The organism is Streptomyces cavernicola, assembly GCF_029968035.1.
Taxonomy (GTDB): domain Bacteria; phylum Actinomycetota; class Actinomycetes; order Streptomycetales; family Streptomycetaceae; genus Streptomyces; species Streptomyces cavernicola.
In genome coordinates this window covers 328,739-342,973 of sequence record NZ_JASCIQ010000002.1, presented here as the reverse complement: position 1 = coordinate 342,973, position 14,235 = coordinate 328,739, and the positions used below count along the sequence as shown (strand labels likewise).

Annotated in this window: 15 protein-coding genes; 6 read left to right on the top strand and 9 right to left on the bottom strand. The window is 68.2% G+C overall.

The window, feature by feature from the left end; all coding sequences use genetic code 11:
- The first annotated feature begins 176 nt into the window (after positions 1-176).
- The 6 genes from QIS96_RS03355 to QIS96_RS03330 all read left to right on the top strand — a co-directional run bounded on the left by QIS96_RS03355 (position 177) and on the right by QIS96_RS03330 (position 5,263).
- Positions 177-584, top strand: a complete 408-nt coding sequence (locus QIS96_RS03355) for a hypothetical protein (RefSeq protein ID WP_282540792.1) — start codon at positions 177-179, stop codon at positions 582-584.
- A gap of 86 nt (positions 585-670) precedes the next feature.
- Entirely contained in the window at positions 671-808 is a 138-nt protein-coding gene (locus QIS96_RS03350) for a hypothetical protein (protein ID WP_282540791.1), read from the top strand.
- A 78-nt stretch (positions 809-886) separates the two neighbouring features.
- A complete protein-coding gene (locus QIS96_RS03345; RefSeq protein WP_282540790.1) occupies positions 887-1,981 on the top strand; it encodes a radical SAM protein in 1,095 nt (364 codons plus the stop codon).
- 46 nt (positions 1,982-2,027) lie between these two features.
- The gene (locus tag QIS96_RS03340) at positions 2,028-2,573 is read left to right on the top strand and encodes a class IV adenylate cyclase (RefSeq protein WP_282540789.1); all 546 of its coding nucleotides are present in this window, start codon (positions 2,028-2,030) and stop codon (positions 2,571-2,573) included.
- A gap of 680 nt (positions 2,574-3,253) precedes the next feature.
- Positions 3,254-4,789, top strand: coding sequence for a restriction endonuclease fold toxin-2 domain-containing protein (locus QIS96_RS03335; protein ID WP_282540788.1), 1,536 nt, complete (start codon positions 3,254-3,256; stop codon positions 4,787-4,789).
- 24 nt (positions 4,790-4,813) lie between these two features.
- The gene (locus QIS96_RS03330) at positions 4,814-5,263 is read left to right on the top strand and encodes a hypothetical protein (RefSeq protein WP_282540787.1); all 450 of its coding nucleotides are present in this window, start codon (positions 4,814-4,816) and stop codon (positions 5,261-5,263) included.
- 88 nt (positions 5,264-5,351) lie between these two features.
- On the opposite strand, the gene QIS96_RS03325 is transcribed toward QIS96_RS03330, so the two are convergent.
- The 9 genes from QIS96_RS03325 to QIS96_RS03285 all read right to left on the bottom strand — a co-directional run bounded on the left by QIS96_RS03325 (position 5,352) and on the right by QIS96_RS03285 (position 14,198).
- Positions 5,352-5,954 (bottom strand): hypothetical protein, encoded by a 603-nt coding sequence (locus tag QIS96_RS03325; protein ID WP_282540786.1) that lies wholly within the window; start codon positions 5,952-5,954, stop codon positions 5,352-5,354.
- A 93-nt stretch (positions 5,955-6,047) separates the two neighbouring features.
- Positions 6,048-7,763: a relaxase/mobilization nuclease domain-containing protein gene (locus tag QIS96_RS03320; RefSeq protein WP_282540785.1), complete on the bottom strand. Its 1,716-nt coding sequence runs from the start codon at positions 7,761-7,763 to the stop codon at positions 6,048-6,050.
- Positions 7,760-8,248: a plasmid mobilization protein gene (locus QIS96_RS03315; protein ID WP_282540784.1), complete on the bottom strand. Its 489-nt coding sequence runs from the start codon at positions 8,246-8,248 to the stop codon at positions 7,760-7,762. Before QIS96_RS03315 ends, QIS96_RS03320 begins: the two co-directional genes overlap by 4 nt.
- A 195-nt stretch (positions 8,249-8,443) precedes the next feature.
- Positions 8,444-9,331, bottom strand: a complete 888-nt coding sequence (locus tag QIS96_RS03310) for a DUF2637 domain-containing protein (protein ID WP_282540783.1) — start codon at positions 9,329-9,331, stop codon at positions 8,444-8,446.
- Positions 9,332-9,542: 211 nt separating this feature from the next.
- A complete protein-coding gene (locus QIS96_RS03305; RefSeq protein WP_282540782.1) occupies positions 9,543-9,797 on the bottom strand; it encodes a hypothetical protein in 255 nt (84 codons plus the stop codon).
- A complete protein-coding gene (locus QIS96_RS03300) occupies positions 9,757-10,452 on the bottom strand; it encodes an ATP-binding protein (RefSeq protein ID WP_282540781.1) in 696 nt (231 codons plus the stop codon). Before QIS96_RS03300 ends, QIS96_RS03305 begins: the two co-directional genes overlap by 41 nt.
- A gap of 2 nt (positions 10,453-10,454) precedes the next feature.
- Positions 10,455-11,348, bottom strand: coding sequence for a hypothetical protein (locus QIS96_RS03295; protein WP_282540780.1), 894 nt, complete (start codon positions 11,346-11,348; stop codon positions 10,455-10,457).
- A 236-nt stretch (positions 11,349-11,584) separates the two neighbouring features.
- Positions 11,585-12,115 carry a hypothetical protein gene (locus tag QIS96_RS03290; RefSeq protein ID WP_282540779.1) on the bottom strand — a complete coding sequence of 177 codons (531 nt, stop codon included), beginning with the start codon at positions 12,113-12,115 and terminating at the stop codon, positions 11,585-11,587.
- A 322-nt stretch (positions 12,116-12,437) separates the two neighbouring features.
- A complete protein-coding gene (locus QIS96_RS03285; RefSeq protein WP_282540778.1) occupies positions 12,438-14,198 on the bottom strand; it encodes a recombinase family protein in 1,761 nt (586 codons plus the stop codon).
- Between the last annotated feature and the right edge of the window lie 37 nt (positions 14,199-14,235).

Below are 14,235 nucleotides of genomic sequence, written 5' to 3'. Positions count from 1 at the left end.
GGCTTGAGGGTCCCATGCAAGGTCCCAGTTGAGCCCAGGAATCACCAAGAGGCTTATGTAGAAGTCCTGTTGAGGTCCTTTGGGTGGCCTCTGTAAGCCCTCGAAGGGGACCTTCGTGGTCGCGACGATGACAGCTCCTCATTCCAGCCCTCTGACCGGCTAGGAGCCCGTACGTCATGTCGCGATCACGCGAGAACCCGCAGACGCTCTCGACGGACACCGTCTGCGGCCACAAGATCCAAGCTGTCGGCGTTACCTGGGACGCGGTGCGCGTCCCGCACAGCGCCGGCCAGCGGGTACTGACGCTGCTCGGTTCATCCAGCGGCGCCGTCGTCCAGGACGAGCCTGCGCTGTACTGGTTCGTGTCGACCGGCAGCGCAGCCTCGTGGGATGTCCCCGGCACGCGGTCGCTCGGTCTGACCCACTACCTCGTCGTTCCGCCCACGCACCGCGTTCAAGGCCCGGGACCGCACTGGCGCATCCCGCCGGAGGACGGTGAGCTGCTCACCGAGGTCGACGCCCTCCGTGTCGCTGTGCAATACGCCATGGTCCCGCTCGGAACAGAGATCGCGGGTACGCCATGACCCTTCATCTGTACGCCCGCCGAGGCCGACAGAGCTTAGGGGCCTTGGCCCCCGCCCCAAGCCCTGAGCGAGATGTGCTCGGAACGGTGCTCAGCACCATCTGGGCTCTCGGATCACTGATCGCCGTGGGCGGTCTCGGCTACCTGGTCCAGGACGACGTCGGACGCGTCGCCGACGCGCGGTCTGTGGCCACCACGCCGGACGTGCCCCCTCCCGTTTCCTGACGAGTCGGCCGTCCGGACCGACGGCCTCCTCCCATCTCCGTGCCATGAACCACTCCCGTCTTGAAGGAGTAGCGGCTCATGTTCCAGCACCGCGCCCTGCAACAGATCGACAGTGATGTCCCCGTACGCGTCTCGATGGACCGGACCCTACGCGTGAAGGTCATCGATTCCTGCAGCATGACCTGCACCTTCTGCCACAACGAGGGCACTCCGGTGAGTGCGGACAACCACGGCCGCCGGTCCGCCCCCTTCTCATCCGCCGGTCGCTCGGGGCGTGTCTCCATCTACCTCGGCACGAACGGGGCCCGGTTCGTCAGTGCGCCCGTCATGCCCGACGAGGCGTTCCGGGCGGCCCTCGCGCAGCTCCGCGACGCCCTGGGCTTCGACGAGGTGCACCTCACCGGCGGGGAGCCGACGCTGCACCCTCGGCTGCCGCAGATCATCTCGCTGGCGAAGGACGCTGGTTACAAAGCCAGCATCACCTCGAACGGCGAGAACGGAGCGCGAGCCCTGCCGGAGTGCGTACGGGGCGGCCTCGACCACATCAACTTCTCGATCTTCGGCACGACGACCGAGGAACTCGCTCAGGTCCAGGGCACTCCCTACCGCTCCCGGCAGCGCGCCGCGCGAAAGATCACAGCCCTGGACGAGTCGATCCGCCTGGCTCTGGCCCTCGGCACCGGAGCACGAGCGAACATCGTCATCCCCGACCACACCCACGTCCGCCGGGTCCACCGACTCCTTGAGAAGTACTCCCCGCGGCTGTCCGTAAGAGTCCTGACCTCGCTGGCTGACGGAGACGCCTCCCTGGACGCGGTCGACCAGCTCCTGAAGGAGCTCGACGCCCAACCGGAAGCGATACGGCTGATCGCGGGCACCTCTGGATTCCGTATCGCCTACCGGCTTCCCAACGGCCGGCCCTTACTCGTCAAGCACATACGTCCCTTGCGGTTACCCGAGACCTGCACGGGCTGCCGCTTCAACAACAGCACCGACTGCCAAGAGGGCTACTACGGAGTCCGGTTGTACCGCGACCCGCACGGCACGTTCCACGTTGGTGTCTGCATACAGCGCATGGACCTCTGCCTGCCCGTGGAAGAGTTCGTGGCCAGCGAAATGTGCGCCGAAATCCGCAAGATGCGTGAGCAGGACCTGCACGACTTGACCGCTTGACCTTGACCTTGACCTTGACCGACAACTCACCGAGAGCGAGAGAGCGTTGGCTCAGCACGAATACGAAGCGAAGTTCCTGGCGATCGACGTCGACGCCGACCGCGAGCAGCTGCGGGCAGCCGGAGCGCAGCGGGCCTTCGACAAGACCATGTTCACCCGTCTCATCTTCGAGAACGATGCCGTCCAGGGCGAGCAGTGGCTCCGCCTTCGAGACGAGGGTGGCAAGACGACACTGACCCTCAAGCAGGTGAGCGACGCCACACACATCAACGGCACCACTGAAATCGAGATCGAGGTCAGCGACCTCGTACGCACCGCGGAACTCCTTGGGGCCCTCGGCCTGCGCCAGGTGCGGTACCAGCAGAACTACCGCGAGGAGTGGCAACTCGGGGGCGTCACGTACGACTTCGACACCTGGCCCGACCTCCCCACCTTCCTGGAGATCGAGGCGGGCTCCGAGGAAGCCGTCCGCAAGGCCGTGGCAGAACTCGGCCTCGACTACACCGAGGCCCGATTCGGCAGCATCGACCTGATCTACAAGAGCGAGAAGAACAGGGACATCCTCGCCGAGCCCACCTTGCTCTTCGCCTGACGGACCGACGTGAGAGGGCCGGTCTGGCTGACCGGCATCGCGGCATCGCAGTAGCGGTAGCGCCTGATTCAGGCCAGGCCCGACGGTAATTCCGTGGCTCTGATAGGCCACCCGTTCCACACTGAAACCTGGAGATCAGGACGGATCGCCGTTAAGGACCGCGCCGATGCCGGTCGCCCACCTGACCTTCGTGCTGCGCTGTCGCGGCTCCGGCCAGATGTGAAGCCGCCCGCCTGTGCACCACACCCTGTACCCCCGCGTCTCTGCTCGTTCCCGGACCGTGCCACCACCATGCCGATTGCCGATCCTGGACCAGGGATCAGGAGGGAGATCTGTCGTGCCCAAGCCTCCACCCGTGGAGTAGGTCATAGCCAAGCCGGCCCCACCGACGTGGTGGAAGAAGAACCGCCACGTGGTCATGCTCATACTCGGCCTGGTGGTCGGCGGATGGCTGGTCACCGACCACGACAGCACTGCTGCGCCGTCTCACGACCGCCCTACGCCCTCCCACACGGCGCCGTCGCCTAGTCAGCGATAGCCGCCGACGCCAGGGCCTCGACCTGGATCTGTAGGCGGAACTCGTGGGCTGGTTTCGGCCAGCCCACGAGCACGGCTCTTCCTTCGATTCCGCAAACGCGTAGGGTGTTTCGGCTGCTTGACCGGCACGTGTAGGGGGAACGGTGAACATCCGGCACCAGGCCGAAAGGTTCGTCAATGCCTCGCAGACCATGGTGGATCTGCGGGACTTGGTCTTCAACATGCTGAGCCTGCTGTTCGATGAGCTCCACGGCAAGGGCGGCATGGCGGGCGACGATGAAGCAGGACGCGCGTTTGCCGCTGTGTACAAGCCTGCGGTCAAGGCTGTCTTCGACGGCGCTGGGCATGCCCATCAGGTCATGGCCAACGGCGCCGGTGCGCTCCTGACGTCCGCCGAGAACTTCCTGAAGACCGAGAGCAAGATCGCGAAAGAGCTCCTGGAAGCGAACGCGGCTGAACCCGACATCGGCTACCAGCCGCGCCATGACTGCTCGCCGCGCTCAAGCCATCAGGCGGAAGACCTCCCCGAGGTCGTCGGCGAGACCAGCTGGACCGATCAGCACCTGCTCAACAGTCGCTTCCACGGCCAACGCGACAAGCTCCGGGACGTGGCAGGAAGCTGGCGAGCGGCGTCCATCATCCTCAACGACGCCTACTGGGACTCAGAAGCCGCCTGGACCAAGGCCACCCTCGACCAAGCCGGAGAGACCGCGGACGCGGCCGAGAACTTCTTCCGGAAGTTCGTCGGAAAGAATCCGCCTCCCACCCAGGTCAGCGAGGACGAGACCCTCATGGCCAACCTGCCCACCGCCTGCAAGATGCTGGCCAACGCGTGCGAGGCGTACGCGGACCACATCGAGACGGCACTCCAGCGACTCCCCGAAGAATCGAACCCGATCACAGGGGAGATCCAACCGATCTGGGAACGCCCCATGTTCGGCGGAGACGGCCCCGACGGCGGCCTGCACGAGCTCCTCGCGAGCGACACGCGCATCAACCGTCTCGGTCACATCCCACCCGCGTTGGACACAGCACAGTCGCGAGTGAAGATGCCCCAGCCGGACGGAGGCGGGCTCTTCCCGAACCTGCCGGGCTTCCTCGCACCGCTCGTCCGCGTGCCCGTCATGATCCCGGCGGCATATCGCCCACCGGTAGGTCCTCGTGTTCAGCCCATCCCTCCACCCACGCCGCAGGACCCACGCTTCCCGACGCTCACCAGTCCGCAGCAGCAGAACTTCGGGATGTGGCTCAACTCGCTACGCGCCGGGGACGTTTCGGGCGGCAAGCCCGCAGAGATCGCGTATCAGAAACGTGTGGCTGGATACCCGGAGTACGAGGTACCCATCCCGCCAGGCATCAGCAAGAACAGCACTTTGATGGTGGACGGCTTCCGTAACCGCGACGGCATGGCCATCGAGGCGAAGTACGTCAACAACCCGCAGAAGAAGTGCTACCGGTCACTGGACGAACTCCGCGCGAACCACCAGTCCGGCAAGAAGGACTTCCTGTACGACAAGGACCGCAAGGAGCTGGCCAAGTACGCCGCTGCCCTCAACGACCCCAGGAACACCGAAATGCGCGGCGTGGAGACCGTCACCAACAACCAGGACTCGGTCGCCTACTGGCGCATCATGATGGCCGCCTACGGTGTCAAGGGCTACGCACGCTACGTGCCCTGACCAGGGCATTCCGAGGGAGGAACCATGGAGGCTGACCAGATCGCCGAGCTCCGCACCATGTACGTCTTTGGGCCTGCCGAGGGCGAGACGTGGGGGCTGTTCTTCGACGTCCTGGAGCGGAAGCTCCGCGAGCGCGATCCCGACGAGTTCATCCGCGTCGAGGAGTCCGGCGACGGCCCGCTGGATGGCGGCGCGACCATGCACTTCGGCATCACCCTGGACGACGAAGACCTGGAAGGGATGGCGAAGCTGGATTCGGAAGGCGTTGCCCTCACGGATTGCACTGCCCCGCTCGCCGCCGAATTCGCCCTCTGGCTGCGCGAGAACATCATCCCGGACGGCGCGGTGCTGACGTTCAACACGGAGTGGGGGCTGGAAGAGGACCTCCCTGACGCGCTTGTTCCTGATGCGACGCAGGAACAGTTGGTCTCGCTGTTTGTCGCGCACATCGAGGAGACCGGCGGACTGGACTGACGTCGCGCCGAGGAGCCCCTCCAGCTCAGCGACCGTGGCCGCTTCGCTGGTCGCGAGCACGGTGGTGATGCCCAGAGCCTCGGCAAGGCTACGGGGTGCCTTCGACACACGCGGCGATCGTTTTCTGAAGGCCGGTGAAGTCGGTCTCCGCCGGGTCGAAGCGCTTGAGGCTGGACAGCCTGATGGTCTTCTGGCTCGGGCGCTGCTCGTCGAGGACGCGGGTGGGCAGGACGTAGAAGGTCCACTGGTCGAGGTCCAGGGGGTCGAGGGTCTGCTTGCGCTGGTGGTGCAGCAGGCAGAACACGTACACGTCGGAGCGCCGGAGCACTTCGGCCGAGGACTTGCCGGTCTGGTTGTCCCAGCCGGAGGCCGGCGCGATGGAGAACGAGATCTCCGAGAGCCGCTCCTGCCCCCATGACTGCAGGTACGCGGCCGACTTCACCTCGACGCGCCATCCCTCAGGCGTACGGATGTCGACGGTGTCCCATTCTGTACGGGTGCCGGTCTCCGCGCCCAGGGCCGTCGCCACGAAGTACTCGGCCAGGATTCCGCGCATGGTGTTGTTGGCCAGGTCGGAGCAGGACCACCTCCAGAACTCGCCCAGCGTTCCTACGGTTTCGCCGTTTGCGCGTATCGACTCACCGGCGCTGCGGCGGGTGATGTCCAGTGGGCCGAGGTCGGGTGCAGTCATGCTCTCTGTCCTCCGGGTCCGGTCGGGCTGTGGCGACCAGCCTGACATCAGGCACTGACAACGGGAGTTGAAGTCTCCGAGCCGGGTGCGCTGTCAGCGGCGGATGGCGCGATTCGTTGATGGTGGGGTGGGCATCCGCCGTACCTCTGCGGACTGTTCGTTGGCTCGGTTGATCCTTGGGGCAGTGGAGGCCGGTGCATAGGCGGGCAGGCCCGCGCTGCGGCGCAGGCGCCAGACGAGGACATCGCTGATGGAGTCGGCGGTGTCGAGTTCACGGCGGGTAGCCGCCTCGGTGAGCAGAGTGCGGGGGTTGTGGCCGGCGCGTTCGGCGTCGGCGATGGTGATGGCCAAGGCGTCCCAGCCCCGCTCGGTAACGATCCTGTCGGCGAGCTCGGGCAGGGCGGCGTGCAAGGTGCGTGCGTAGTGGCGGTACAGGGATGGAGCCATGCGGCGACCGCGTTCGCGCAGGACGGTGAAGGGTTCACCGGCCGCCTGCTGGTAGGCGGCGCGTAGGTGTTCGGCGGCTCGGTGCGCGGCTTCGGCCTGCTGGGCGTGGTGGCGTTGTGCGTGCCAGTGCGCGGCGGCCATGGTGAGGAAGACCAGCATGTCCAGCACCATCGCCGTACCGGCTCCGTCCTCCCCCCGGCCGAGCGCGGGCCCGCTGCGGACCAGGTCGCGGGCAGCCCGGCGCAATCCCTGGGCGTGGTGGAATTCGGCTCGGGTGTGGGAGCGGGAGGCACGCTCGAACTCCCCGGCTGCCTGCCGCAGTTCTTGGCGGGTGTTGAGCGCGGACGTCTTGGCGAGCGCATCGAGCACTTCTCCGGTGGCGGCGATCTGCGCGGCTGCGGCCCCGTCGTCGGTGCTGTGGTCGAGGGCGAGCAGGGTCTGCCAGGCGGCGTGGGACGTGGAGCGCCGGGCGGTGGCAGGAGCTGAAGTCGGAGACCCTGAAGTGGCGTTGGCCCTCAGCGGGTCTGCGTCGAGAGCGAAGCGCTCCTGGATCCGGGGCAGGGACAGGTCGGGCGCGAGGGTTGAGCCCGCGTAGAAGACGGGTTCCTTGTTCTTGTTGCGGTCGCCGGGCAGGGCGACCGTGTAGCCCTTCAGGTCGCCGGAGGGCAGCACCTTGGTACGTACGAGGAGGCCCGCGTCCCGGAGCCGGTCGAGGAACTCGTCCGTGGAGGCGGTACCGGCTACCGCGCGGCGGACGCTCTCGCGCAGTTCCTCGCGGGCGGCGCGGTCGCGGCCCTGGCGCTCGGCTTTGTGGCGTTCGGCGCTGGTCGTGCGCTTGGCGGCGGTGCCGTCACCGGGGGCGACGCGGTGAAGGCCGTAATCGGCTTCGATGAGGCGGGCCTCGGCCTGGGCGCGTTGGCCGGAGCGGTGGTGGTTCGGGCGGCGGCCGTCCTCGCGGACGAGGGTGGCGATGATGTGGATGTGGTCGTCGGCGTGCCGGACGGCCGCCCAGCGGCAGCCGGCGCCGTCGCCGGGGTCGATGCCCGTGGCCGCGACCATGCGGCGAGCGATGTCGCCCCACTGCTCGTCGCTGAGCACCGGGTCGTCCGGGGCGGCGCGCACGGAGCAGTGCCATACGTGCTTCTCCGGACGCCGGTCGGCGCTGAGCAGCGCGAGCGGCTGTTCGAGGAGCTGCTGGAGCTCTTCCTTCGTCGCCGACGGATCGCGGCCGGGGTCAGGGGCCATGCCGTCGAACGAGGCGACGAGGTGCGGGTCGACGTGCTCCTCGTGGGTGCCCTTGCCGTAGAGGTAGCGGACCAGCCCCAGGGTCTTGCTGCCCTGCTTGTGGATGCGGGGAATCAACTGGACCGTCCTTCGTCCGGGTTGGCGACTCGGTCGGCGGCCTTCTGCACCGCGATGGCGGTGCGCTGGACGTCCGCGAACACCTCCTGGAGATGAGGCACGTCGCCTCCGGAGTTCAGGGCCTTGGCGGCTTGGTTGAGGTTGCTGCCCGCCCAGCCGAGCTGCCGTCGCGCACCGAACAGCTCGGTGAGCACGTCGCGTTCGCTGGCTATGACGACCGCGGTACGGGAGCGGTCGCGGGCGGCGCCGAGCGCGGAGTGGGCGAGGAACCCCGCCAGGCTCATTCCGACCTCGTCGGCGCCGGCCTGGATCAGGTCACGCTCGTGGTCGTTCAGGCGCACGCTGACGGCGGGGCGCTGCTGCTTGTCGCGCGCACGCGCCTTGCCCCTCGCCCGGTGCTTGCGACCGGCCGTGCTGAGCTGCGATCCGCCCTCGGTCGCAGCGTCTCCGTCCGGTGCCCCCTGGCGCCGGACGGGCTCCGCCACCCCTGGGGCGGGGCAGGGTTCGGACGCACCCCCAACGGGGGAGTGTCCGAACCTCCAACTTGCTCGGCTGTTGAGGCCGGTGGTCATCCCCGGCTGGTCTGTGGGGAGTTCGCCCTGAGGGTCGCGCATGGATCGGTTCTCCGTGGAGTGCTGGTGCCGGTTGCTTCGCAGGGAGGCCGGCGTGCTTTCGGGGGGTCAGGCGGAGTTGGCGAGGGCTGCGCCGGGTTCTCGCTGCTGCGGTGCGTCTTCGTCAGGGCCGTCCTGAGGCTCGACCTCGGAGCCGTCGTACTCGGCGGACTCGGCCTTGCCGATCCGCTCGGCCTGGAGTTGGTCGCGTAGGGCGCGGGCTCGGCGCTGTCCGACTCGTAGCGCGCTGCGCAGGCGCTCGGCGGTCAGCTGGGCGCCGTTCCAGTCGGCGGTCAGGCGACGGGCCTCGTCGAGGACTTCGGCGTCGGTGCGGGGTCGGTCGGCGGTCGGCTTCGCGGTAGAGGGGACCCGACCGGTCGCCCGACGCGGGCTGACTCCGGGCGACTCCGCCAGGGCGGTCGACCGGGCCGGTCGGTCAGCGGCGGACTCGTCAGCCTCGGTCGGCGCTGTCGCGGGAACCCCGGCGACTTCCACCGGAGCCGACTCGGTCAGGAGCTCGGGGGCCGGCTCGGGCTCGTGATGCAGCACCTTCGCCACGAGGTCCGACCCGAAGTAGATCGACCCGACCGGGAGCGAGGTCGCCAGGAGCACCAGGGCCCAGTTGGCGGGGTCCCAGTCGGTCAGTCGGCCCCACCGGATCGACGTGGTGTGCAGCGCGGGGACGAGGCCGTGCACGTAGTTCAGGAGGAGGCTGGCGATCGTGTAGGCCGCCAGGACCCGCAGCGCGAACTTCCGGTCAGCACCAGTCAGTACGAGCGTGGCAACGAGCGCGAGGGCCATCAGCCCATCGACCACGATCGGGTAGAGCAGGGCGGCCGTGGCGTCGGCTCCGATGGCGCGGGCCACGTCGGACAGCGCGTTCCACGAGACGCGGAAGGCCATAAGGACGACAGCCGCCAGTCCGATGACGAGGATGATGCGTTCGCTGCGGGACACGCGACGGCCCTCAGCACGTGTGTGCGCCGGTCGGGCATCGGAGCGTTGCCGAGAGCCGCGTCCTAGGCGGCCGAGGACGCGCGGGAGCAGGGTGATGCCGGCGCGGCGGGTGCGGCTGGCGGGTACGGCTGCCGGGGTGATCGAGGCAAGGGAGTTCAAAGTGAAGGTCCAGGGTGGAGAGGTGGGACTGTGAGATGGGACGGGGAAGCGTTTACGGAGAGGTGCGGTAGCGGGCCTGCTGTTCGCCTCCGCTGCCGCCTGCGGCGCCGGTGTACTGGTTGGCGATCCCAGCCCTGACGAGGCGGTCCAGCTCACGCCTGGCCTTCTCGACCTCGGAGCGGTCGGCTTCGTCGCCGCCGCAGATGGCGGCGGAAAGCGCGCGGACGGTCAGGGCACAGCTCGCGGCACGCGGGAGCGCAACCGGGTCACTCGACGGCGCGGACAGCGCTCCGCCGTCTGTCGTCACCGGTCAGCGTGACGCGGTCGGTCATCTCCGCGAGGCGCGAAGCGACGCGGTCGCCGAGCTTCGAACGCAGGTCTCGGATAGGCAGGTTGGTGGTGATGAGCGTGGGGCGCAGGTGCTCGTACCGGTGATTGATCAGCCGGTAGGTGAGCTCCTCGGTCCACTCGCTGGCCTTCGCCGCGCCGAGGTCGTCTAGCAGCAGCAGCGGGCAGCGCATCAGCGTGTACAGCTCGCGCTCGGGGTCGTGGCCGGAGCGGGGGCGGAGGTTCGCGTACAGGTCGGCGGCCGTGACTGCCTGCCACCGCAGCCGGACCCCGGCAGCTAGCAAGGCGCGCACGGCCCCGTACGCCTGGTACGTCTTGCCGGTGCCGGTCGGTCCGGCGATCAGCAGCGAGGGGCCCTCTGCGATGCCCGGCGCGCCGCCAGGACCCGGACGTCCGACGCGAGCGATCTCGCCCACCCACGCGCTGATGTCCGGGTGTTCGGCGTACGCGTGCCGGAAGCGAGCCGGGATGCGGGCGGCGGCCAGTTCCAGGGCGGTGGCGCCGTACGGGTCTGCCTCGGTATCGGTGGGGGCGAGGTCGGCGGCGTCGGCGGGGAGACCGCGACCGGTGAGGATGCGGGACATCCGCTCGGCGAGGAGCTGAGGTTCGGCCATGTTCAGAGCTCCTCGGCGTAGGCGGCGGGGTCGGTCGGGTTGGTCCACGCGGTGTGGCGGGCCAAGGTGGGTGCAGTCCCCCTCGGCTCACGGTGGGGCGTGCTCGTGGCGTTCATTGCCTCGTGCACCATGCTCGGCAGCACGCTGGGGTGCGCGCCCTTGGCCCGGTGCAGGGCGAGCCCGGCACGCAGGTGGTCTACGTCGATGCCCTCGCCGACCAGCTTGTTCACCTCCCGTCCGAGGTGGCCGAGGAAGTCGTTCGGCGGCCGGTGAGGACATGCGGTCACGTATTCGGCGATCAGATGCTGAGCCGAGGTTGTGTCGGGCGCGGGCGCGCTGGCGCCCCCCGAAGGGGTAGATCCAAGATCCATGGTCCTAGGTCCTAGATCCGGACCATGAGGCTTCACGACATCCTCCGGCGCTTGTGGTGAAGGCTCACGGAATCCGCCCTGACCTGCGAAGTCGTGACTCACGGACGACTCACGTCGTCCGCCGGAGCCCTCACGCACTCCTCCGCGAACAGGCGCGGAGGGCCCAGTGGGTCGACGGCCCTGGTGGTGCGGGCAGGCCGGGTGGCGACTGCCGCTGGGTCGGTTGATCTTCTGGTGCTTGGACCACGTGACGATGTGCAGATATCGCTTCCCGTCCTCGCCCCCGTACCGGCAGATCAGCCCCGCCGCTTCGAGCTGGGTCAGGTCGTCCTCGACCTCCAGCGGACCGTGCTCGGGGCGCAGCGACCACAGGGCCCCTGCGATGACGGCGGCCTGGTCCCGGAAGCGGCCGTGATCGTCGGCCTGGGTGAGCAGGCCGACGAAGGTCCGCTCGGCGAGCACGCTTACTGCAGCCAACGATTCGGAGATGAAGGCTTCGGGCTTGATGGTGCGTATCCGTGCCATGGGGCGCGTCCTTACTCGGTGGGCGGAGGCTTTGGGGCCGGTAGCTCACCGTCGTTCAAGGGCGGGAAGGGAAAGGGGCGGAGGCTTGACCTCGTCGCGGATCGGACCGAATTTCGGCCCCGCGTACCGGCGGGCACCACACACAGCCACACCCAGCGGGCACAAGTCCAGCTTCAATTGGCCAGATCTCTGACGGCAGAAACCCCACCCACTAAAGGGAGTTGGCGTATTCCGTCCTACGCCGCGAGGTCAAGCGACCACGGCCCGCGCACCTTGACCGCTGGCTTGTAGTACGCGACCCGCCGACCGTTCCTTGTGGTGAACTCGATGGATTCCACGGTGAGTTCGCAGAGGGCGGGACCGTGAACCCTCGCGAGGTCCGCACGGAGAGCTTCGACCGTCTCAGCGAATCGCCACGAAGACGATCGGAAGCGGAGCATGGCCGCATCCTGAGCAGCCTCGCCGACCAGCCGGAACAGAACAGTCGTGACGGGCTGCGGCCCCTGGCCAAACCTGGCCCGCTCCTTGCGTTCAGCCATGAGCGGTGGGCAGCCACACCGCGATCCGGCCCTGCCCGAGGGCGACAGGAACACCCGGCCGTCACAGTGGTGGGCGAGACCACGGGAATCCCACAACTTCATCTCCATGCCGATGGCTTCCGGCCCGGCGATGACGATGGACAGGGTCGAACGTCCGAATTCCTCGGCCACTGACGGCGAATCGGAGATCAGGCGCCACACCGGCTCGGACAACAGCTTGTTGCCCACGACGCGGCCGAACTCAACGTCTCCCGCGATATCAACAGTCGACGTGGGTGGCATACGGAAACGGACAGGTTCCGTCGCCGGCATGAGGGCGATTCGGTCGGCGCGGGCCGAACTCCTGGCGTGGGTTTCTGATGCAGACAAAAGAGGGCTCCCGGCTACTCACAGCGCGACGGACATCGCCGCTTTGGAATAGCCAGGGTCCGGAGAATCGCCGGTTTGGGTAACCGGCGATTCGGGTGTAGCCTCCCTCGGCCTTTTGCCCTTATTCGCAGCGCTTTTCCCGATCTCGGGTCGTGACTTCACCGCGCTCCCGTGACCGGCATCACGCAGCAGCGGCCTCGTCGCCCAGTTCCTCCGCCTCGACCGCATCCCCCGCAGCGCTCACGAACTCGATCCGCGTCCGCCGCTCGACCGGCGTCGACTTCCCCGCGCCCGCCGCCTTCGTGACCGTGATCCGCCGGACGAACAGCTTCACGAAATCCCGTCGCTCCTGGGTCGTCGCGGCCTCCCACCACGAGCCCTCCCCCACCGGGTCGACGTCTCCCGCGCCCACCGGCAGCCACAGGTGGATCGGCAGGGTCGGCGTCGCCGCCTCCTCGACCTCCGCGAGGCGGGTCTCGGCCCGTTCCATCCGGCCGAGCAGCCGCTCCCGGCGTTCCCGGAACCGGCGCCGACCCACCGGGTCGTCGTAGTCGCCGGCCTCCTCGCGGTCGTACAGCTCCTCCAACGCCTGCTTGGCGTCGGCGCGTTCGGCGACGAGACTGCGCCGTTCGCCCGCGATCTCGGGCTGCTCGGTCTGTGCCGCGTAGCGGCGTGCGGCCTCGGCCAGGACGACCGCCGTCTCGGGGTCGTCCTCGGCGGTCTGGACGAGGGCGAAGATTCGCCGGGCCACGTGGGTGTCCAGTGCCTGCATGCTGATCGTGCACTCGCCCTCGTGCTGACCCGGCAGCGCCTTCCGCCGCCTGCACCGGTACGCGCCCCGGTTGGGGACGGTTGCGCGGTGCGACGTCATGACCGCACCGCAGTCGCAGAACAGCAGGTCCATCGCGGACAGCACGGCATGCCCGCGCGACAGCCCCTTGCCCTGCCCCCGCCCGTCGAGCCACTTCTGCAGCTCGTGCCATTCGTCGGGCGGGATGATCGGCGGGTAGGCCACGACCGGCTGCATCGTTTCCGGGTCCCGTTGGATGCGGTAGCTCTCGACCTTGCTGGTCAGCTTGCCGTCCTCGCGTCTGCGGTAGGTCGGCGTCGCCGCGTATCCGGCGATGCGCGGGTCGCGGAGAATGCGCATGAGGGTCTTCGGATCCCAGACGCTGTCCTTGGTCTCCTTGCCGACAGTCTGCCCCTTCGTGGGCACCCCGTCCGACGTCAACTGCGCGCAGATACCCGTCAGGGAGCCGGGGTGCCTGCGGCCGCCGCCCGGCTCGTACGGCATGTCCTTGTGCTCTTTGATCGCCCTGCAGACGTTCTGGATCACGGCGACCTCGTCGGGCTCGTGCTCCAGGAGCTGGATCACGATGGGCTTGCCCTCAGGGGTGGTTCGGGTGGCGGGCACCATGCGGAAGCCGTAGGGCGGCTTGCCGCCGAGGTAGCCACCCAGCGCCGCAGCCGTCTTCTTCGCGCCCCGCACGGCGTCGCTCTTGTTCTTGCTCTCGCTATGGGCCGCGTCGAGCCGCAGGATCAGATGGATCAGGTCCATCAGGTTGCCCTTGCGGAACTCGCCCTCGGTGAGGCTGACGATCGTCACGCCGAGGTTGAGCAGGTCCGTGACGATGGGGATGGCGTCGAGCGGGTCCATCCGCGAGAGGCGGCTTATGTAGTAGACGACGATCAGGTTGATGCGGCCGTCGTGGCAGTCCTTGATCAGCCGGTCGAAGTCCGGGCGGCCGTCGCCCGTGAACGCCGAGATGCCGAGGTCTTCGTACGTGGTGACGCTCACGGCGCCGCGCCTCTCGGCCTCCGCCACACCAGCCACCCTCTGCGTGACCGTGCTGACCTCGGACTTGTTCGCCCGCCCCACGGACTGCCGTCCGTAAACTCCGGCGTGAACGTCCATGCCGGTCACCACCCCTGGTCTGCTCATAGCGGGGACTCTAACGCGTTTGATCCCCCATCTGGTC